This is a genomic window from Paenibacillus sp. fava2 (genome assembly GCF_058313675.1).
In genome coordinates this window covers 1022604-1043316 of sequence record NZ_CM177755.1, presented here as the reverse complement: position 1 = coordinate 1043316, position 20713 = coordinate 1022604, and the positions used below count along the sequence as shown (strand labels likewise).

Here is a 20713-nt window from a genome sequence, read left to right as displayed (position 1 = left end):
ATCTGCTTACTCCGCAGCTATGCCCATGTGCCTGTTGCCCGCGTGTGACAGCCCCCAGGTACGCAGCTCATAGCTGCGGATGCCGGTAGTGACATAAGGATCACGTTCGGCAATCCGGACGGCTTCTTCCCGTGAAGCCGCCCGGATAATGACCATGCCGCCGGGACAATCGCTGAACGGGCCGCACAGCACCAGCTGGCCGCTGCGCTCAAGCTCCTGCAGATGCCTTACATGCGCCCGGATAATCTCCATATCCCGGCGGTCCTGCTCTGTGGGACTAAGCAGAATCACATAACAGATATCCTCCTGCATCTCCGTTGCTTCCATACTCGATCCTTCCTCTCTTTTTCCGGTTAAATGGTGCTACTCATAATCACTCCGGCTCTCTTCATCCGCAATATTCTGAATCTCCTCCGCCAGCATCAGATAGAACCCGTAGTCACTCTCGGCATGCAGCTTCAGCGCCCGTTCCTTCATAAATTTGGCACTGCCTTCTGCCGCCTCCTCGTCGTAGAACAGGAGAATGGCATCGCTTTTGCGGAAAAGAAGATCATCCCTGGCCCTGAACTGCCAGCTTCCGTCATACGGCGCATTGCTGACTGCCCCGCAGTAATCCGCTCCCGCCACAATCCGCCGGTATTCGTTCTGCTTATCCTCCTTCCACTTCTCTTCCGGATTGGCATGGGCGGTTATGATCCCCAGCTTCAGCTGCGGATACAGCCGTTTCAGCTCCAGCACAACCTCGCAGGCCCAGAGATCCACACCGTATTGTCCGGGCGTAATCACCCAGTCCACACCGTCCTCGATCAGCGGGATGAGCCGGTTTTCCAGCGCTTTTTTGATATAGGGAATGCCCTGATGCTTGTTGTCAAAAATCCCGAGCTCATGCGCACGGTAGCCTGTTACCAGTAAAGTTGTCATGGGCTCCTCTTTTCTAAAATCGTTCTCTGTGTTTGCCGCATTCTACCCTTCATTATATACCAATTGTTTCACCGCTTCCCCCGGGGATTACTGTATCCCGACTTTAAGCCGGCTTTCAGGAACATCTGCTATAGTAACCTCGAAATTCAGTTGAGAGTTCCAATTAAAGGAGAATTGAACATGAAAAAGCATGTCCCTTATATGCTGGCCAGCGGCCTGATTGCCGCCATTCTGCTGGCAGGCTGCAGCTCCGGCAACGGAAATACAGCATCACCCTCTGCCGTTAGCCAAAACGCCGGAACCGGAGCAAACAGTACTGCCGTTCAGCCTGGAACGGACGGGCAAAGACCGGACGGTATGAACAGGTCTGGTATGAATATCGGGAAAATCAAAAGCATCAGCGGCAGCACCATCACCCTGTATACCGCGCAAATGCCGGAAGGACGGCCGCAGAATAACGGTGAAGGCGGACAAGCCGCACCGCCGGACGGCGGCAAGGACGGACAACAGGCTGACGGCCAGCAAAGTACTCCTCCCGAAGGTGGCGCACAAAGCGGTGAAGCCGGCCAGCAGGGCGGCGGACGCCAGGGCGGAATGGGCGGTATGATGCAAAATTTCTCGGAGGAGACGACTGACATTACCGTCACCGCCGATACGGAGTATGTCTCTGTTACCTATGAGAACGGCCAGCAAAAGGAGACTGCATTAACCCTTAGGGATCTCAAGGCGGATGATGTTATCCAATACACCCTGCAGACCGATACTGCCACAGCAGTGAAAATTACGGTTGGTTCAGGCGGCTTCGGTTTCGGCGGAGGCGGCAGGGGCGGTGCTCCCGGATCCGGGAACGGCCAGAGCGGCACTGACAGTTCAGCTGAGGCCGGCTCCACCGGCAAATAAGCCGGGAAAGAGGTTGGAATCCTGAAAGGGAGCCCGCCTCTTTTTTTTTGCCGCTGTACATATTTTTTAGCAGAAATGACTAAATTGAAGCAGTCTTTGGAAAACTTCATATACACAGCTGTCTACTCCAGAAAGGTCGGGTGATCCCATTGCTTGCTACTATCGTGTCCTATATCCCGGGCTGGGCAGTGTTCGGCCAGGCAGGCATTGCCCTGCTGTTCCCCCTTCTCGCAAACAGTCTTTATAAAGGACTGTATTCGCTGGTAGGCAGCGGCAGAGCCGTGGAATCGCCGGGTACCCCAAAAGGACAGCCGGCCGATCCGGCGACAAGTCCCGCCCCGGCTCCCCAAGAATTCAGCGGCGACTATACCGCCGATCTTAACTATATTAAGGAACGCATCGGCAGAAATTCCGATCTTCATTTCAAGGAATTTACCATCACCAGCCTGCAAAAGCAGGCCGTGCTGATCTTCGTGGACGGTATGCAAAACGACCGGCATTTGAACCTGAAGATTATGCAGTACCTGATGTCTGAAGTCACCGCAGAGTCCCTGTCGGAGCAGGGCAAGACCAGGCTTGGCCTGCCCTTTAGCCAGCTCAGCGAGGCCAGCGATCTGACCATGTTCAACCAGTCCGTCCTGTTCGGACATGCCGGTCTGCTGGTCGAAGGCCTGCGTCAGGGCCTGCTGATTGAACCGCCTGACGGCGCCAACCGTTCGCTGGGCGAGCCCGTCTCGGAAGCGCTGCTGCGCGGGCCGAGACTCGGCTTCTCGGAAGTGCTCGGCGAGAACACCTCCATCCTGCGCCGCCAGGGCTTCAGTGATCAGCTGGAGATGCGTTCCCACCGGGTAGGAACCAGGATTAAAAAGGATCTTGTCCTCGCCTATATGAAGGACATTGTGAATATGGATTTGCTCAAGGAAGTAGAAACACGCATCTGCAAGCTGGATTTTGATTTTATGGCGGAGTCCGGATATGTTGAACAGCTGATTGAGAACAACTATCTGAGCCCGTTCCAGCAGGTACAGAACACCGAACGCCCTGACCGGGTAATCAACGCCCTGCTGGAGGGCAGGATTGCCATACTACTGGACGGGACGCCGTTTGCGCTGATCGTTCCGGTAACCTTCAGCATGCTGCTTCAGTCGCCGGAGGATTATTATGAGCGCTGGCTGCCCGGCTCTTTGATCCGGATGCTGCGCTTCGCCGCCTCTTTTCTGGCACTTATGGCTCCGGCCCTGTATATTTCGTTCATTTCCTTTCATCCCGGGCTGATTCCGACCGAGCTCGCTTTATCAATCATTGAAACCCGGCAGGGAGTTCCCTTTCCATCTATCATCGAGGTTCTGATTCTGGAGGTCTCCATCGAGATTTTGCGCGAGGCCGGCATCCGGCTGCCCAAGCCGGTCGGACCGGCGATGGGCATCGTCGGCGGTCTGATTATCGGTGACGCTGCCGTAAATGCCGGGATCGTCAGCCCGTTTCTGGTTATTGTGGTTGCGGTCACCGCCATCTCCTCGTTCTCCATCCCGATGTACAGCGCAGGGCTTACACTGCGGCTGCTCCGCTTTCTCGGAATGGGCTTTGCTGCGGTTCTGGGAATGTTCGGCACCATTCTGTTCTTCCTGCTGCTCTGCAGCCATCTCACCAGACTGAAAAGCTTTGGTGTGCCCTACCTGACTCCAGTATCCCCTTTCAGGCTAAGTGACTGGAAGGATCTGTTCTTCCGTTCACCGCTCAGTCTCATGAAACGCAGGCCGGTCATGATGAAGACACAGGACAGCAGACGGAAGTCATAATTACATTGCCAAGAGAGGAGACACACGATTGTTTATTCGTACGGATGACAAAATCACCGCTACTCAAGCAGCAGTATTCCTTAATAACACCGTGCTTGGTGCCGGAATTCTGACCCTGCCGCGCGGCGTAAGCGAAGCCGTGAAAACTCCGGACTCCTGGCTGTCCGTAATGCTTGGCGGTATCATTGTGATGGCGGTGGTAACGCTGATGGCAAAGATCAGCCAGCAGTTTCCCGGCAAAACCATTTTCCAGTATGCGGGGAGAATCATCGGCCGGGTCCCCGGTGCGGTGCTCTGCCTGGTGCTGATTCTTTATTTTCTGATCCTGGCCGGCTTTGAAATCCGTTCACTGGCGGAGGTTACGCTGTTCTTCCTGCTGGAGGGCACGCCTATCTGGGCAATTGTCCTGCCTTTTATTTGGGCGGGAACCTATCTTGTCTACGGCGGCATCAATTCCATCGCCAGGGTGTTCCAGATCGTATTCCCGATCAGCATCATGACCCTGATGATCTGCTACGCGCTCAGCTTCCGGCTGTTCGATATCGACAATCTGCGCCCTGTCCTCGGAAACGGAATAATGCCTGTCATTCACGGTCTGAAATCAACCGTTCTCGTTTACAGCGGCTGTGAGGTCGTCCTGACGCTTGTAGGGTTTATGCAGAGACCGGAGCACGCGGTAAAAACAATGCTGATCGGCATCGGCATTCCGGTCGGGCTGTATCTTTTGACAGTAGTCATGGTCATTGGCGGGCTCTCCATAAATTCGGCCATCACAAGCACCTGGCCGACCATCGACCTGATCCGCAGCTTTGAAATCAGCGGCTTCCTGTTCGAGCGTTTGGAATTTCCGCTGATGGTGATCTGGCTGATGCAAATGTTCTGCAACTTCTGCAGCTTCTTTTTTCAGGCCTCACTGGGCCTTTCCCAGGTTTTCCGGGTGAAGCTACATGCGGTGATCTATATGCTGGTGCCAGTCATTTTCATCTCGGCGATGATTCCCAAAACCGTTAATGAAGTGTTCAGTCTCGGGGACTTCATCGGCAGAATGGGGCTTGTCCTGTTTCTGCTGCTGCCCGTGCTGCTCTCCATCATCTGGTTCATCCGCACGAAAGGACTGAAGCAGCATGTATAGGCGGCTACTGCTGCTTATCCTCTGTCTCTCTCTGTTAATTACTACTCAGACCGGATGCTGGAGCAGTAAGGAGATCGAGGATCTGGCGCTTTACACCGGCCTCGCCCTCGATACGGGAGAGCTGACCAAAGCAGAGAAGGAGCTGGAGGAGAAGGGCATCTCCTATTCCAAACGAAACAAGGTCACAGCCACAGTTCAGGTTGTTCCAGTGAAAACTATAGGGAATACAGACAAACAAGGAGGCCAGCAGGCTGCGCATTATCAGAATGTCTCGGGCACCGGAGACTCTGTGCTTGAGATTTTCCGTCAGTTCTCTATCCGGAACGAACGGCCGATTGTCGGCCATCATCTTAAAGTTATCGTGATCTCAGCCGAGCTGTTGAAGCAGCAGTCGATAGGGCAGCTGTTGGATTTTGTGCTCCGTGACAATGATATCCGGCCCAGCACATTGGTATTTATCAGCCAGGGCCGGGCAGAGGAGACGATGGTCACCAAGCTCAATGATGAAATCCCTTCCTTTCATATCCGGCAGATGCTCCGTAACCAGGCCAGAACAAGTAAAGTAATGGGTCCGATGATTCTGTCCAAACTGGATGCGCTCATCTACGCCAAGCGGAGCTTTGCGCTTCAGAATCTCGTTACTGCGGACGGCGAGACCGAATTTGCCGGAGCAGCGGTTGTTAAAGGAGACTCAGGAAATTGGGTCGGCAATCTAAGCCAGGAAGACACGGAATGTCTGTCCTGGCTGACCGGCAAGGGTGATGCCGGCGCCATCAAAACCTATGACTGGGACAATGAGCCGATGACCTATGAATTGAAGGCACTGAAAAGCAAGATCAAGGCCCGTACGGAAGGGGACGAGATTCTGTTTGAGGTGTCCATCGAGACACAGGGCCGGCTGATTGAAACGTGGAGCACTACAAGCATCCCTTCTACGGGTGATAATACGGAAAGGGCAGCCAAACTTTTCGAAGATAAGCTGAAGCAGATGATGGAGCATATGATCGGCAAGCTGCAGCAGGATTACAAAGCAGATGTCGCCGGCTTCGGAGAAATACTCAGCATTCAGCAGCCCCGGGTTTGGAAAAAGGTTGAGGACCATTGGGACGAGGCGTTCAGCCGCTCCCGGATCAGCTTCAAATATGATCTCAGCATTACAGATTTCGGATCCTTTACCGAGTAAGGTTCCCGCTCCTGCGGTCATTCAAATAAAAACCGGCAGGCTTCCTTATCAGGAAACTTGCCGGTTTATTTGGCATATTCAAACGCTAAGATTTGTGTTACTTCTTATCGGACAAAATCAGAACACCCCGGCCCGGAACCATAGCCGTGCCGCTGTAGGTTTGGCCGGTCAGCAGATCGGTGCGCTCCGTTGTCCCGATATCCGCGCCAAGCTCCTCCTCCTTGTGGTTCAGGAGGAACAGATACGATACGCCGTCCTTCACACGCTGAACCGACTCGATGCCTGCCGGCGCCTTTACCAGCGGCTTGATGCCGTTCTCCTCGCACAGGTTCGTGAGGAAGCCGTGCAGGAAGCCGGCTTCCGGACTGGAAGCCACATAATAAGCTTTACCGTCCCCGAAGCTGTTGGCGGTCAATACCGGCATGCCCTTGTAGAAGTCTTTTCCATAACGGGCCAGCACTTCTGCTCCTTCAGAGTGAATCAGATCGCAGAGCAGATTGCATCCGTAAGTGCCGCTTAATGTCCCCCACTCACTGTCCATTACGATTTCGTTGCTCATCTCCGGCAGCAGCGCATCGATCTCCTCCGCCCAGATGCCGAGCACCTTGCGCAGCTCTCCCGGATAGCCCCCTACTGTAACCAGATCATTTTCATTGACGATCCCGCTGAAGAAGGTGGTCACGAACGTTCCGCCTGCCTTGACAAAAGCCTCAACCCTGGCGGCAAAGCCCGGCTTAATCATGTACATGACCGGTGCAATGACCACTTTGTACTTGAACAGGTCCTCTTCTACACCGATGATATCAGCTTCAATATTTTGCTGGTAGAGCGCATCATAGTATTTATGCACTTCTTTTACATAATCAAGGGCTACTGTTGGTCCGCTCGACAGGTCGAGTGCCCAGCGGTTCTCCCAGTCATAGACGATCCCGATCTGCGCCGCGCTGACTGCATCCAGCAGCTCATCGCCAAGCAGCTCAAGCTCCCGGCCAAGCTCTGCACATTCCCGGAAGACGCGGGTATGCTCGTGGCCGACATGCTCGATAACGGCGCCGTGGTACTTCTCGCAGGCACCGATCGAACGGCGCAGCTGGAAGAAGAGCACAGTGTCTGCTCCGCGCGCTACCGCCTGGTAGCTCCACAGACGCATCACACCCGGACGTTTCACTGAGTTGTAAGGCATCCAGTTCTGCTGGGCCGGCGTTTGCTCCATCAGCATGAACGGCTGGCCGTTCTTCAGTCCGCGCATCAGATCATGCGTCATCGCCGTAAAGCTGACCGGAGTATCCAGCGCCGGATAGTTATCCCAGGAGATTACATCCATATGCTTGGCCCACTCAAAATAATCCAGCTCCGGATAGAAGCCCATCAGGTTGGTGGTTACCGGAATATTAGGGCTGTGCTCCCGGATGGCCTCCTTCTCCAGCTTGTAGCATTCCAGCAGGCTGTGAGACATGAACCTCCGGTAATCCAGGGAAATGCCCTGGAAGTTGGTACGGTTCCCGTTCCATTCCTCACTCAGCTCATTCGGCACCACAATTTCTTCCCAGTCATAAAAGACATGGCCCCAGAACTTGGTATTCCAGGCTTTGTTCAGCACGTCGAGCGAGCCGTAACGGTCCTTCAGCCAGACCCGAAAGGCCGCCGCAGATTCCTCTGAATAATCGTAGCCGCCGTATTCGTTGGAGATATGCCAGATCAGCAGTGCCGGATGGTCCTTATAACGCTCAGCCAGTTTGCCGGCCAGCCTGGCTGAATATTTGCGGTATACCGGGCTGTTCGGATTAGAGTTATGCCGGCCGCCGAATTTGCGTTTTCTGCCCTGGACATCAACCCGAGTCACTTCAGGATAGCGGTGTGCCATCCATGCCGGATGCGCCCCCGTTCCCGTTGCCAGACATACATAGGTTCCATTTTTATATAACCGGTCCATCAGCTGATCCAGCTCCGAGAAATCATAGGTATCTTCAGAAGGCTGAATCATTGCCCAGGAAAAGACGTTAATCGTCGCTACATCAATCCCGGCCAGCTTAAACATCCGTTCATCCTCTGCCCATACCGGGGCATCCCACTGCTCGGGATTATAATCACCGCCGTACCAGATTTTCGGTAATTTATTGTTGATCACGTATCGCACTTCCTTTATAGTATAAGTATATACTTAGTTTAACCTTTAAACTTACCGCTATAAATATAAAATTCGCGCCATTAGATATAATAATATGGCATAACACAGAGGTGACTTCTATTGTTATCTTCACCCCCGCGCAGAATTGTATTCGCCCGTGAAGGCGGGGAGCATCTGCCCATTACACTGGACAGCATGGGCTATAATCCTGACCAGGAAAACGTTTCGCGGCCGGACGGCTATTACGTCTATCACTGGCTGCAGACGGCTTCCGGCGAAGGGATCATCCATTTCGAGGACAAGAAGCTTACGCTGTCCGAAGGCAGCGGCATACTGCTGCTGCCAGGTACCCCGCACAGGTATGAGGCGCTATCGTCACAGAACTGGTGCACCTACTATCTCACCTTCGGCGGCAGCTCATCCCGGCACATACTTGAATCTGCAGGCATGCACAGGAATTCCTTTTACCGCTGGGAGAATGAATCGCCGCTGGCCGGGATGCTGCAGGATATCCTGGACCGGCATGATGCCGCTGCAGACATGTTCAGCCTGGGCGTATCCACCGACGCCTACCGCTTCCTGCTGACGCTTAACAAGTACGGGCACCTGCATAACAATACCTCCATCTCGCGGAATGTCGATAAGCTACAGCCGCTCCTGAAGTGGATGGACAGCCATTACGGCGATCCGTCTATCGGCCTGTACGACCTTGCTTCACAGCTTGATGTGTCCGGCCGCCATCTGAACAGCCTGTTTCTTCAGACCTTCGGTCTATCTCCTTACGCTTATTTTGTACGCCTGCGGATCCGCAAGAGTAAGGAATTACTGGTCAGCAAACCGGCTATGACTGTCAAAACCATCTCCCAGCTGGTCGGCTTCCGCGATGTCAGCCACTTCGTAGCCACCTTCCGCAAGCAGTCCGGCACAACCCCGGATCAGTTCCGGCGGCTGCACTGACCGGCACTGTGGCAGATTGAAGACTGTTAATAGTAGCGTGTTCTGTGGAACCCGCGCGGCTGGTGGTATTGTGCCACAGCTGGCGTTTGGCGGATCCGGGAAATTCGGGAAATTCGGCAAATTCAAAGGCAAAAGTGCCTTTCATTTGCGCTGATCCGGGAGATTCGGCAAATTCAAAGGCAAAAGTGCCTCTCATTTGCGCTGATCCGGGGGATTCGGCGAATTCAAAGGCAAAAATGCCTTTCATTTGCGCTGATCCGGGGGATTCGGCAAATTCAAAGGCAAAAATGCCTTTCATTTGCGCTGATCCGGGGGATTCGGCGAATTCAAAGGCAAAAATGCCTTTCATTTGCGCTGATCCGGGGGATTCGGCGAATTCAAAGGCAAAAATGCCTTTCATTTGCGCTGATCCGGGGGATTCGGCGAATTCAAAGGCAAAAGTGCCTTTCATTTGCGCTGATCCGGGGGATTCGGCGAATTCAAAGGCAAAAGTGCCTTTCATTTGCGCTGATCCGGGGGATTCGGCGTATTCAAAGGCAAAAATGCCTTTCATTTGCGCTGATCCGGGGGATTCGGCGTATTCAAAGGCAAAAATGCCTTTCATTTGCGCTGATCCGGGAGATTCGCCAAATTCAAAGGCAAAAGTGCCTTTCATTTGCGCTGATCCGGGGGATTCGCCAAATTCAAAGGCAAAAGTGCCTTTCATTTGCGCTGATCCGGGAGATTCGGCAAATTCAAAGGCAAAAGTGCCTTTCATTTGCGCTGATCCGGGGGATTCGGCGTATTCAAAGGCAAAAATGCCTTTCATTTGCGCTGATCCGGGGGATTCGGCGAATTCAAAGGCAAAAATGCCTTTCATTTGCGCTGAAATAAACATCGAGCCTTGTACAAGAGTGATGAGCATTAAAATAGGCGTAACAAACACAACAAAACAGGGCACCGCCTTCCCGGATACTCCGGGGGCTGGTGCCCTGTTCCTTTATCTCCGGCTTTCACGGTTTCCGTGAAGCGGAAGCCTGCTTACTTTAGCAGCATCTGCCGGCAGGCCTCAGGTAGCATCTATCTCAGGCATCCACCCGCCTGCCCCCGGCAGCAGGGAGCCCGTTGCTGAAGACCGCCTCCGGCAGATGCACCTTCAGCACTTCGATGAACTCGCGGAAGGCGCTTGTCATATACAGGTCACGCCGCCGGATGAATACGGTCGGCACCTCTGCATAGCGTTCCGGGAACGGGTAGCAGGAAATCCCCTGCGTAATGTTCATCCGTCTGAAATAGGAGACCGGCAGCACTGCAAAGCCGATTCCCGCCCTGACGCAGGCCATTAGGCCCTCCATCGTCCCGAACTCCATCACCTTGCCGAGCCGGAAGCCCTCCTCCCTGAGCCAGGCATCCAGCCTCATCCGGTACAGGCACTCCGCATTCAGCATGAGCAGGGTCTGCCCGTGAATGGATTGCAAGCCCTCGTAGTCCATGCTGTCCGGAATGATCAGCCCCAGCTGCTCATTGATGACCAGCTCCTGCACAATCTCCGGATGCTCGACCGGTCCGTCCAGAAAAGCGCCCTGGACAGTATGCTGCAGAACAGCGTCGATCAGTTCAGAGGGCCGGCAGATCTGCAGCTGGACCTCAACGTCCGGATAACAGCTCCGGTAGGCGGAGAGTATAACAGGCAGCCGGACAGCAGCGGTTGTATCGGAGCCGACCATAATGGAGCCCTTGGGAACCGGCGAATCCAGAACCGCCTGCTGCGCTTCATCCAGCAGCTTGAAGATCCGGACTGTATATTCAAGCAGGGTCTGTCCGGCTGAAGTCAGCGTGATCCCCCGGCTGTGCCGGTAGAACAGCGGCGTCTTCAGCTCCTGCTCCAGCTGTTGAATCCGTGCCGTCACATTCGATTGAACATAGCTCAGACTTTGCGCCGCTTTGGAGATGCTTCCTTCCTCGGCCACTGCCTGAAATACCCTGAGAAGCCCTATATCCATAATCCGTACTCCCCCTCCAAAAGCAGCCATCACTTGCAGTGATGCCATCCATCATTTCCCTTCATTATACAAGAAAAGCCGCAGGGAATATGATGGAAATATAAAAGATGACTGCGTTATCAGACCCAAGCGATCCTACAAAACTTTTAAGGAGTGAACAAACATGGATACCAAACGTTGGAGCTTCAAGGTGCCCGGAGGCCAGGAAGGCAGCGAAAAAGCTATAGATATCAGCCGCATCACCACTGTGTATGAATTGCTCGCCATCATGCGCGGCGAAGAGGAAGCTCAGCAGGCCGGCCTTGAAAGAAGACCGGCAACCGCGCCAGTTCCCTTTTCACGCCGCCTCGGCAATAAAGGCAGAAGACGGCATCCCTCAGCTTAAGCCATAAGCGTCCCTTCCATAAATGAAGTAACGATTTATAAATGCAGCAGCCATCTATGCACTGAAATTGAGCACTAACGATCTGCGGATGCTTTTACAGAGCCCCCTCTGCCCGCTCCTGCAATTCTTACGTTCAGCAGCGACCTTACTTACCCGAAAAACATACCTTTATCCGTTTAACGGACCGAAGCGCTCTTATCCCCTTACTTCCAGCCGCATTTGGCAGAAAATCCGGAGAATAAGAGCGCTGATGTCCGTTAGACTGCGAAAATATATGATTTATCAAAATAAAGGCTGCTCAGTCTGTTGGCTTCCGGCTGGCCGCTACCCTTCCAGCTCCAGAATCTCCACGCCGTATGGAGCAAGCAGCAGCAGACCTGAGCGCGCCTCTCCGCTAAATGCGCAGCGGTAATCCTTGTCCAGCGGTACGGCCTGCTCTGTCCGGCTGAGATTCAGCAGGAACAGGAAGCTGCCGTTTTCCCCGCTGCGTACGGAAGCCTGAACGCCGTCCGGCAGGCCCGCGAAGCGCCGGAGCCCGTGCCTGCCGGCCAGACTGCCAAGCAGTCCCGACCAGTAGCGTTCCTCGGCTTGGGTGCCGAAGTAGTAAACCTCGCCTTTGCCGAAGCGGTTGACGGTGATTGCCGGAGTGCCGGCATAGAAATCATCATTGTACCAGGCAATAGGCTCTGCAGTTACCGGGGTCAGCAGATCGCACCACTGGCTGCAGGCAAAGGTATCACTGGCCTCGTCCCGGATTACATGGGCAGCGCCGCCGACCGGATCATATTCATGCACCCAAACTCCGGCAGCGCGGCTCAAGAGGCCCGGCAGCGGCTGCATGACGCACACATTGTCCATGTTCTTCACACCTGTCCGGTTCGTCAGGATCAGCGTACCGCCGGCAATTGCGTATTCCTCCAGCTGTGCCGCCAGCTCCTCGCCAAGCAGATACAGGCTTGGCGCAATGACCAGCTTATAGCCGTCCAGCGGCTCTCCCGCACGGATCACATCGCAGCCGATGCCCAGCTTCGTCAGAGCACGGTGAATCTGCTTGATGTTCTCATAGTAATCGAACCCCTCAGCCTGCGGCTGAATATCCAGTGCCGCCTTCTGCTCATGGGAATGCAGTATGGCCACCTCATGCCTTAGTACGGTTCCCTTGAGCTTACCGCCAAGCTGGTTCACCTCACTGCACAGCTGTGCAAACTCGGTGAATCTGCGTCCCGGCACATTGCTGTGGTCGATCAGCCCGTGCCAGTACTGCTCAGCGCCGGCAACCGCGCTTCTCCAGCGGAAATGGACAACCGTATCCGCCCCTCTGGCGATGCTCTGCCACGCATAAGCGCGGATAAATCCGGGATATGGCGTGCGCCACATCGGCATCCAGCACCCCGGCGGTCCGCTGAGCTGCTCCATAATCCAGAAATTGCTCCGCTTGATCCCGCGTGTCACATCCAGCGACAGCGCCCCGCTGTAAGGAGTCGTCGCCTGCTTATCCGGCGACGTATTAGGATAATAATCAAAGGACGCCACATCCAGATCCGCACCGACCGCATACATATCCAGCCGCTGCGGATAGCTGTGGAAGTTGTGCGTAACGAAATGTCCCGGACATTCAGCGCGCAGTACCTCCAGCTGGGTCTGCTGGAACTTCACCACCGAATCCCACTGGAAGCGCTGGAAATCCAGCAGCAGCGAGGGATTCTGGAACTTCGAGCCTCCATAAGGGACAGTAAGCTCGTCCCAGTCACTGTACTCCCCGCTCCATACTACCGTGCCCCACTCGGCATTTACCCGCTCCAGACTGCCGTACTTGTCCTGAACCCAGCTGCGGAATGCCGTATTACAAGCATCGCAGTGGCAGTCAATCATCCCGAACTCATTGTCTGTCTGCCAGCCGATTACAGCCGGATGTCCGCTGTAATGCCTGGCCAACTGTTCTACAATACGCGTACCGGATTGCTTCAGCGACAAGCTGTTATAGCAGCGGTGTCCGCGCACTCCCGGATGATAGATCTGCCCGTCAGCAAATATCGGCAATACATCAGGATACGCCGTTGTCAGCCAGCGCGGAGGCGTTGCTGTAGGCGTTCCGATAACCACCTGCATACCGTAGCGGTGCAGCAGGTCGATCGCCCGGTCGAGCCATGCAAACTCAAAGCGCCCTTCCACCGGCTCAAGCCGGCTCCAGGCAAACTCGGCTACCCTGATCACCCGGACGCCGCTTTCCTTCATTAACTTCATGTCCTCTTCCCACATGGACTCATCCCAATGCTCCGGATAATAATCGACGCCGATCTGAACGTTGCTGTAGTCACTCTTTTCCTTACTGTAATCACTATCCCCCTTGATGTAACCGCTCTCTTCTTTACCGTAACTGTTCATCCCCATTGATTCCCTCTCCTTTCCTGCATGGTTCCATTTTACCAAAAAGGCGTCCCCGCCTCACATCACTGATGCGAGAGGCGGGAACGCCCCGGCAAATCCACTTTCTTAATCCAACTTAAACGGTCCTTTATAGGACTCTATATCTCTATCTCAAAAATCTTACTTCTTCAGCTTGTCCCAAGCACCCTGCATAGCTGTTTCCCAGCCTGCTTCGTCAACCTTGCCGGCGATCAGCTGCTGGATTACGCTTGCGAATTCCTGGGTTACACCGTCAGGGAACTTGGAGGACTGCAGTCCGTAGACTTTGCCTTCCTGCACGTATTTGAATACGTCAGAACCAAGGTCGCCGATATCTTCAGGTGTTGCTTCAATAGTGGACAGGGCCGGGATGAACTTCCATTTTTTCGTGATATATTCTTTACCCATGTCGGAAGTTACGAGCCAGTTCAGGAACGTTTTAGCTTCTTCTTTGGATGCGGAATCCTTGTTCACAACCAGGTTGGCCGGAATCCCTACAGTCATCTTGTCGTTCTTCTCGGCATCATCGTTGATCGGCATTGGGAACATACCGATGTTCATGTCCGGAGTGATATTGTCAACCAGCGTCTGTGCCCAGTTGCCTTCCTGCATCATCGCCGTTTCACCGTTAGCGAACATAGCCAGGTGAGTGTTGGCATCGGTAGTCAGCGGGTTCTTTTGGCCGTATTTCACAGTCAGGTTCAGCAGGTTGCTCCAGTCCTTGAACACCTGGTTGCCGACGATCGAAGCCGTTCCGCCATTCAGGCCAGCGATGAATTCATCCACATTATCCTGCTGTGCAAAAGCTACGCTGATCCCCTGGTTACCCAGCAGCCACCACTCCTGATAAGCATTACCGAAAGGAATAACGTCGATAGCCTGCAGCTTTTTAGCCGCTTCTTCCAGCTCGGAGATGGTTTTAGGTGTTTCGGTGATGCCTGCTTTTTCGAACAGATCCTTATTGTAGACATAACCGATACCTTCAAGGTTCATTGGCATACCATAGGTTTTGCCGTCCTTGGTCATTGGCTCAGCTGCCAAAGGAATCAGATCCTTCACCCAAGGCTGGTCAGACAGGTCCTCGAGCTTGTCTCCCCACAGTTCCATTTCCGCATAACCGCCGTTTGAGAAAATATCAGGCGCATCGCCGGAAGCGAATTTAGTCTTCAGGGCTGCCGCATAGTCCGCACCGCCGCCGACAGTCTGGATGTCCAGCTTGATGTTCGGATATTCTTTTTCAAATTCAACCTTCAGCTCGTTCAGGCCTTCTACGATTTCCGTTTTGAACTGGAAGATTTTAACCGTTTTCACTTCTCCGGAAGCGGAGTTGCCAGCGCTTCCATTTTGTGCGTTATTTGAAGCGGTATTGTTATTGCCGCCGCAAGCCGCGAGCACAACAGACATCAGCATTACGCTGGACATCATTACTGCAGTACGTTTCTTATTCATTCTATTTTCCCCCTTGATAAGTTTGAATGCTTGATAAAATGTATGGAACGAAGGATTCGAAGAAGGGATTAACCCTTCACCGAACCCGCCGCGATTCCCTCAACAATGTAACGCTGCATGAACAGATAGAACACAACAATTGGGGCTACACCGAGTGTCAGCGCCGGAAGCGCCATATCCCACTGCTTCGTATACTGCCCGAAGAACGAGAAGGTTGCCAGCGGAATGGTCCGCAGCTCAGGTGCCTGAAGAATCAGGGACGGCAGCAGATAGTCATTCCAGATGCCCAGTGCATTCAGTACGATAATCGTCATCAGCATCGGCTTGAGCAGCGGAAGTACAATCCGGAAGAATACAGTAAGCGGATTACAGCCGTCAACGGTTGCCGCTTCTTCAATCTCCAGCGGTACGGATTTGATGAATCCGTGGAACAGGAAGATCGCCATCGGAATGCTGAGGCCGAGTTGGGCCATTACCAGACCGGGAATAGAATTGTTGACTCCCAGGAAGTTAACCACCTGCAGGATCGGAATCATGATGGTCTGGAACGGCACCACCATTGCCGCTACGAACAGCAGCAGGAGAATCCGGTTGAACTTTGAATCTGCGCGGACCATCCGGTATGCCGCCATTGCAGCGAACAGGGCGATCAGGATCACACAGATCACTGTGATGATAATCGAGTTCCGGAAGGCTTCCGAGAAACGGGCCAGCTTCCAGGCCTGCGAATAGTTGGACCAGACGAATTCGGACGGCCAGGCCGCCGCATTACTAAGAATTTCCCCGAACGATTTCACCGAGTTAGCCAGCAGGAAATAGAACGGTGACAGGAACAGCAGGCCAAGGAGAATCATAATGATTTCCAGGCCGTAATTCCACTTGCCTTTGCCTTCGGTTTTCATTACGCTTCAACCTCCTTGCTCTTCGTAATCCGCACCTGAATGACTGTGATGATGGCAACGATCAGGAAGAACAGCAGTGCTTTTGCCGTACCCAGTCCATATCGGTTGTTCAGGAAGGCTTCGTTATAGATGTTCATCGCTACGGATTCTGTAGATTTGAACGGTCCGCCCTTGGTCAGGGAGAGGTTGAGGTCGAACATTTTGAAGGACCAGGAAATGGCCAGGAACAGTCCGACTGTTACGGCAGGCATAATCAGCGGAACGATGATGCTGCGCAGAGTCTGGCTGCGGGAGGCACCGTCGATTTGCGCTGCTTCCAGGACTTCTTTGGATACATTATTAAGGGAAGCAATGTAGATAACCATCAGGTAACCGGAGGACTGCCAGACAAATACGATAACGATAGCCCAGAAGCCGGTTGTCGCATCGCCGAGCCACGGAAGATTGAAGAAGGACCAGCCGGTCAGATCGCCCATAGTGGCGAAACCTTTGATGAAGATGAACTGCCATATAAATCCAAGCAACAGGCCGCCGATTACGTTAGGCATAAAAAAGATGGTCCGGAGCATGTTGCGTGTCTTTAGCGCTTTGGTCAGGAAATAGGCCAGGAAAAAGCCCACTACGTTGGTCAGCACAACCCCCAGCAGCGTAAACCGCACGGTAAACCAGAAGGATGACCAGAAATCCGAATCATTTGTAAAAATCGTTTTAAAATTGTCAAAGCCTACCCAGGCGACATTCCCGGATACGCCGTTCCAGTCGGTGAAGGAGTAATACATCCCCATCACAAACGGGATAATCATGACGATCGTAAAGAACAATAATGCCGGGCCAACGAAGAAAAACTGTTGACCGAGTTGGGACAACTTATTGCCGCGCATATATTGGCCCCCCCTTTCTTTTACTCACTTACTTGTTTATGATCTATTCATATTATCTGTTTTTTGACGGACCTCTTACACCTACGCAAGTGATCTTTCAGGTGTAAAATATTGATCGGATGTGACAAGAATCGATGAAATGGAACAATATCCGCACCAAACTGATCGTTTTTTTACTCCTCCCGACCCTTGTCTGTATTATGGCGACCATGTATATCAGCTATTCTTATACGACCCAATCGCTGCGGACACGGGCTGTCGACGAGAACAAAAATCTGCTCTATCAGGGCTACAAAAATATCGACAGTCTGATTCAGGAGATCAACCGGCTGTCGCTGAGCGTCTATTCCGACTCCGATTTTTACAGGCTGCTTGAAGCCGGTTATGACGATCTCTCCTCCGATATCGCCATTTATAATTCGCTCAGTTACATTTCCACTTCCCTGCCCAATATTTCGCAGGTGTACCTGTACGGCGTCAAGGACGGCAAAGCCACACTGATTACCGACAACACTACGCCGAAGCGCTGGCTGGGGAACTCCCCCTATGAGGAGGCCAATCTTACCGGCAGCTCTCCGGTCAAGGTGCAGAGCACCCATATCAGCAATGTGTATGGCCTGACTCTGCCGCTGACCCAGTTTGTTCCGGAACCGGTCTTTACCTTTCACCGCAGAATCGAACGTATTCCTTCTTCGGAAGCACTCGGCTATCTGTCCGTTGACGTCAAGCTGGCGGCGCTTACCGAAATTGTAGAGCAGCTGTATGAGCAGGATCAGGAAAATATCTATCTGGTGGACAGCGATGGCAGCGTGGTCTACGGCCGGGATGAAGCCGCGCTCGGCAAGCCGCTGAATGCAGGCTGGTACAACCGGCAGATTGCCGCGAATGCAGAAACCCAGGGTTATTTTGAGGAAGGCGGGTCTGTCTTTATTTATCAAAAAATTGAAAGCACCGGCCTGAGCTGGACGCTGATCAAGCAAATTCCGGTCTCTTATCTGTTCCGTGAAGCCAAGGAGGCCGCCGGCATTAACATTCTGCTGCTGTTCCTGCTGATGAGCATGATCATCGCCCTGACTGTCCTGATCTCCTTCCGGATCACGGCCCCGATCAAGCAGCTGACCCGCTATATGAACCAGGTGCGGACCGGTAATCTGGAGGTGGACATCCGTCCGGCGGGCAATGATGAGATCGGTGTGCTGACCGAGCATTTCCGCAGCATGATGGACACGATTAACAATCTGATTTTGCGGGAATACCGGCTGGAGCTGTCCAACAAAACCAATGAGCTAAGGGCGCTTCAGTCGCAGATTAACCCGCATTTCCTGAACAATACGCTGCAGATTATCGGTACTCTGGCTCTTGAGATGAAGGTTCCGCAGATCTACTCCCTGCTCTCGGCCCTGGCCAAGATGATGCGGTACAGCATGCATAATGATGAAAAGATCGTCACGGTCAAGGATGAGCTGGAGCATGTCAAAGCCTATATCGAGCTGCAGCGCGAGCGTTTTGAAAATAAGTTTACTTTCCGCTACGATATGGAAGAGCCGCTGCTCGGTGCACTGATGCCGAAGATGATTCTTCAGCCGATTGTGGAAAATTACTTCAAGCACGGCTTTAATCTGTCCCGTACGGATGGATTCATTGAGATTACGGCCAGCGGGCTGAACAGCGGTCGGATGGAAATGACCATCCGGAACAACGGTACTTCCATCCCTGCCGCCAAGCTGGAGAAGCTGCGCCAGGAGCTTAGCCGGCCTGATCCGCTTGACGTCTCAGCACTCAAGAACAGTGAAGAAAGACGGGATGCGCCCGGCGCAGGCATTGGCCTCGGCAACGTGCTGGCCCGGCTGCGGCTGGTATGCGGGGAAGATGCTGCACTTACTGTGGACAACCTGCCTGAAGGCGGCGTAATGGTCAGACTGGAAATTGACATACTAACGGAGAGTGAACGCATATGAAGGCGCTGATTGTGGATGATGAGGCAAGAGTCAGGAAGGCGGTCCGGCTGCTGGTCGACTGGGACGCCCATCAGATCGGAGAGATTATGGAGGCCGGAAGCGGCAATGAAGCGATAGAACTGATCCGTGAGCATAAGCCAGGGCTCGTAATTATGGACATGATGATGGAATCCGGCAATGGCATTGAGCTGATGACGTGGGTCAACGAGTTCGCCGGGAGCACGAAGTTCATTGTTGTCAGCGGGCATAATGATTTTGATTTTGTGCGCGAGACAGTCCGGCACGGGGGAATTGACTATATTCTCAAGCCGATTGAGCCGGAGGCCATTAATAAGGCTGTCGCCAAGGCCGTTGCCGCCTGGCGCTGCGAGGCGGAGGAACGCAGCCAGCGGCAGCGGCAGAGCATCCGGCTGAACGAGATCAAGCCGATCTACGGCGAGCGGCTGCTGTCCGCACTCATTGATGATCCGGTAACCGCCGAGACTACGCTGCGCCGGCTGGTTGCCGAGGGCGTTATCCCCGGCAGTGCCGGAGCCGCGCGTCTGCTGCTCGTGCAGACGGATGCCGGCAATAACCCGCTGCTGCGGCGTTTCGGCGGAGACAGCGAGCTGCTCTATTATGCCATCGTTAACATCTGTAACGAATTTCTGCAGCCGCAAGGCATAGGCACAGCCTTCCGCTACTGGGGCGGACCTCCGGAAATCGCCATTCTGCTGTGGGATGTTCAGGAATCCGTTACCGAGCTGATCGGCAAAATCAATCAAGGCCTGTTCCATACCCTTCAGCTGCGGATGCACTTCGGCATCAGCTCGGCCGGCAGCCTTCCGGGCCGGCTTGCCGCGCAGCGTACAGAAGCTGCCGAAGCCCTGCTGCGCCGCAATCTGCTGCGGCATGAGGATTACAGCCACTTTAGTATCGCTTCGGCAGAATACAGGCAGGATACGGGCGCAGCCGGAGCAAGACCGATCTTTGCCGATGTCCAGGAGGACTGGAAAATGGCGGTTGTCAGCGGCAACACAGACGCCCTGTCCGCCGCAGCGCAGCACTGGACCGAGGAGCTAAGCCGCAGCGGTGTCATCACTCCAGAGATGCTCGGCTCCTGGAAAGCCGATGCCCTGCTGTTCCGTTCCCGGCTGGTCCGCGAAACGCTGGGCAGCCGGGCCGAGAGCGCCCTCGCGGAGCTGGAGCTGGCCGACCGCGATAACCCTGCTCCATATGCAGGCGGCTACTCGTTCTCGCTGTTTGCCTGGCGCGACTGGTCCTATGCGCTGATGGCCAGCCTGTCCCGGGTGCTGTCAGCCGTACAGGTCAAGGAACGCAACCCGCTGTCAGAGATCGTAAAATATATCGATCAGAACTACATGGCCGATCTCTCGCTGCAGGAGGTTGCCGGCAAATTCTATGTCAGCCGGGAGTATATCTCACGCAAGTTCAAGCAGGAATATGGCATTAATTTTACTGACTATATCGGAACCGTGCGGATCGAAAAAGCCAAGCTGCTGCTGCAGAACCCGAACCTGAAGCTGTCGCAGATTTCGGAAATGGTCGGCTTTCATGATGTGAAGTATTTCAGCAAGGTATTTAAGAAGCAGACCGGAGCTACGCCGAAGGATTACCGGATTCAGGTTACCCTCTGAAGTACAAGCAGACGGAAACCGGCTAATGCTCATTAATTTAAACTCCAATTATACTCAAGCAGGTCAAACGTCTATGCACCGGAGGCGGATGCT

17 protein-coding genes are annotated in these 20713 nt (G+C 53.8%); 8 read left to right on the top strand and 9 right to left on the bottom strand.

Annotated features, from left to right (window positions below):
- Positions 1-6 precede the first annotated feature (6 nt).
- The gene (locus AC4G46_RS04555; RefSeq protein WP_491126876.1) at positions 7-327 is read right to left on the bottom strand and encodes a YciI family protein; all 321 of its coding nucleotides are present in this window, start codon (positions 325-327) and stop codon (positions 7-9) included.
- A gap of 36 nt (positions 328-363) precedes the next feature.
- Positions 364-921, bottom strand: a complete 558-nt coding sequence (locus AC4G46_RS04550) for an SLOG family protein (RefSeq protein WP_491126875.1) — start codon at positions 919-921, stop codon at positions 364-366.
- Between the two features lie 180 nt (positions 922-1101).
- Here AC4G46_RS04550 and AC4G46_RS04545 point away from each other — a divergent pair, with 180 nt between their 5' ends.
- From AC4G46_RS04545 to AC4G46_RS04530, 4 genes are all read left to right on the top strand, one after another.
- Positions 1102-1821 carry a hypothetical protein gene (locus tag AC4G46_RS04545; protein ID WP_491126874.1) on the top strand — a complete coding sequence of 240 codons (720 nt, stop codon included), beginning with the start codon at positions 1102-1104 and terminating at the stop codon, positions 1819-1821.
- Positions 1822-1970: 149 nt separating this feature from the next.
- The gene (locus AC4G46_RS04540) at positions 1971-3620 is read left to right on the top strand and encodes a spore germination protein (RefSeq protein WP_491128788.1); all 1650 of its coding nucleotides are present in this window, start codon (positions 1971-1973) and stop codon (positions 3618-3620) included.
- A gap of 28 nt (positions 3621-3648) precedes the next feature.
- Complete coding sequence (locus AC4G46_RS04535; RefSeq protein ID WP_491126873.1) at positions 3649-4752, top strand: GerAB/ArcD/ProY family transporter; 1104 nt, start codon at positions 3649-3651, stop codon at positions 4750-4752.
- On the top strand, positions 4745-5935 hold the full coding sequence (locus tag AC4G46_RS04530) for a Ger(x)C family spore germination protein (protein ID WP_491126872.1): 1191 nt from the start codon (positions 4745-4747) through the stop codon (positions 5933-5935). The genes AC4G46_RS04535 and AC4G46_RS04530 overlap by 8 nt, the downstream gene beginning before the upstream one ends.
- 97 nt (positions 5936-6032) lie before the next feature.
- On the opposite strand, the gene AC4G46_RS04525 is transcribed toward AC4G46_RS04530, so the two are convergent.
- Positions 6033-8063 carry a beta-galactosidase gene (locus tag AC4G46_RS04525; protein ID WP_491126871.1) on the bottom strand — a complete coding sequence of 677 codons (2031 nt, stop codon included), beginning with the start codon at positions 8061-8063 and terminating at the stop codon, positions 6033-6035.
- Between the two features lie 120 nt (positions 8064-8183).
- Here AC4G46_RS04525 and AC4G46_RS04520 point away from each other — a divergent pair, with 120 nt between their 5' ends.
- Positions 8184-9020, top strand: coding sequence for an AraC family transcriptional regulator (locus tag AC4G46_RS04520; RefSeq protein ID WP_491126870.1), 837 nt, complete (start codon positions 8184-8186; stop codon positions 9018-9020).
- Here AC4G46_RS04520 and AC4G46_RS04515 read toward each other — a convergent pair.
- Both AC4G46_RS04515 and AC4G46_RS04510 read right to left on the bottom strand, forming a co-directional pair.
- The gene (locus AC4G46_RS04515) at positions 8950-9879 is read right to left on the bottom strand and encodes a hypothetical protein (protein ID WP_491126869.1); all 930 of its coding nucleotides are present in this window, start codon (positions 9877-9879) and stop codon (positions 8950-8952) included. The genes AC4G46_RS04520 and AC4G46_RS04515 overlap by 71 nt on opposite strands.
- A gap of 205 nt (positions 9880-10084) precedes the next feature.
- Positions 10085-11050 (bottom strand): LysR family transcriptional regulator, encoded by a 966-nt coding sequence (locus AC4G46_RS04510; RefSeq protein WP_491126868.1) that lies wholly within the window; start codon positions 11048-11050, stop codon positions 10085-10087.
- Positions 11051-11165: 115 nt separating this feature from the next.
- On the opposite strand from AC4G46_RS04510, the gene AC4G46_RS04505 reads away from it, so the two are divergent.
- A complete protein-coding gene (locus AC4G46_RS04505; protein ID WP_491126867.1) occupies positions 11166-11387 on the top strand; it encodes a hypothetical protein in 222 nt (73 codons plus the stop codon).
- Between the two features lie 324 nt (positions 11388-11711).
- Here the strand turns inward: AC4G46_RS04505 and AC4G46_RS04500 are convergent, their stop codons facing one another.
- From AC4G46_RS04500 to AC4G46_RS04485, 4 genes are all read right to left on the bottom strand, one after another.
- Positions 11712-13778: a beta-galactosidase gene (locus AC4G46_RS04500; protein WP_491126866.1), complete on the bottom strand. Its 2067-nt coding sequence runs from the start codon at positions 13776-13778 to the stop codon at positions 11712-11714.
- Between the two features lie 156 nt (positions 13779-13934).
- Positions 13935-15242 carry an ABC transporter substrate-binding protein gene (locus AC4G46_RS04495; RefSeq protein ID WP_491126865.1) on the bottom strand — a complete coding sequence of 436 codons (1308 nt, stop codon included), beginning with the start codon at positions 15240-15242 and terminating at the stop codon, positions 13935-13937.
- A 68-nt stretch (positions 15243-15310) separates the two neighbouring features.
- Positions 15311-16144, bottom strand: coding sequence for a carbohydrate ABC transporter permease (locus AC4G46_RS04490; RefSeq protein ID WP_491126864.1), 834 nt, complete (start codon positions 16142-16144; stop codon positions 15311-15313).
- Positions 16144-17025 (bottom strand): carbohydrate ABC transporter permease, encoded by an 882-nt coding sequence (locus AC4G46_RS04485; protein ID WP_491126863.1) that lies wholly within the window; start codon positions 17023-17025, stop codon positions 16144-16146. Before AC4G46_RS04485 ends, AC4G46_RS04490 begins: the two co-directional genes overlap by 1 nt.
- A gap of 200 nt (positions 17026-17225) precedes the next feature.
- Between AC4G46_RS04485 and AC4G46_RS04480 the strand changes: the two genes are divergently transcribed.
- Positions 17226-18983, top strand: a complete 1758-nt coding sequence (locus AC4G46_RS04480) for a cache domain-containing sensor histidine kinase (RefSeq protein WP_491126862.1) — start codon at positions 17226-17228, stop codon at positions 18981-18983.
- Positions 18980-20620 carry a response regulator transcription factor gene (locus AC4G46_RS04475; protein WP_491126861.1) on the top strand — a complete coding sequence of 547 codons (1641 nt, stop codon included), beginning with the start codon at positions 18980-18982 and terminating at the stop codon, positions 20618-20620. Before AC4G46_RS04480 ends, AC4G46_RS04475 begins: the two co-directional genes overlap by 4 nt.
- Positions 20621-20713: the final 93 nt, after the last annotated feature.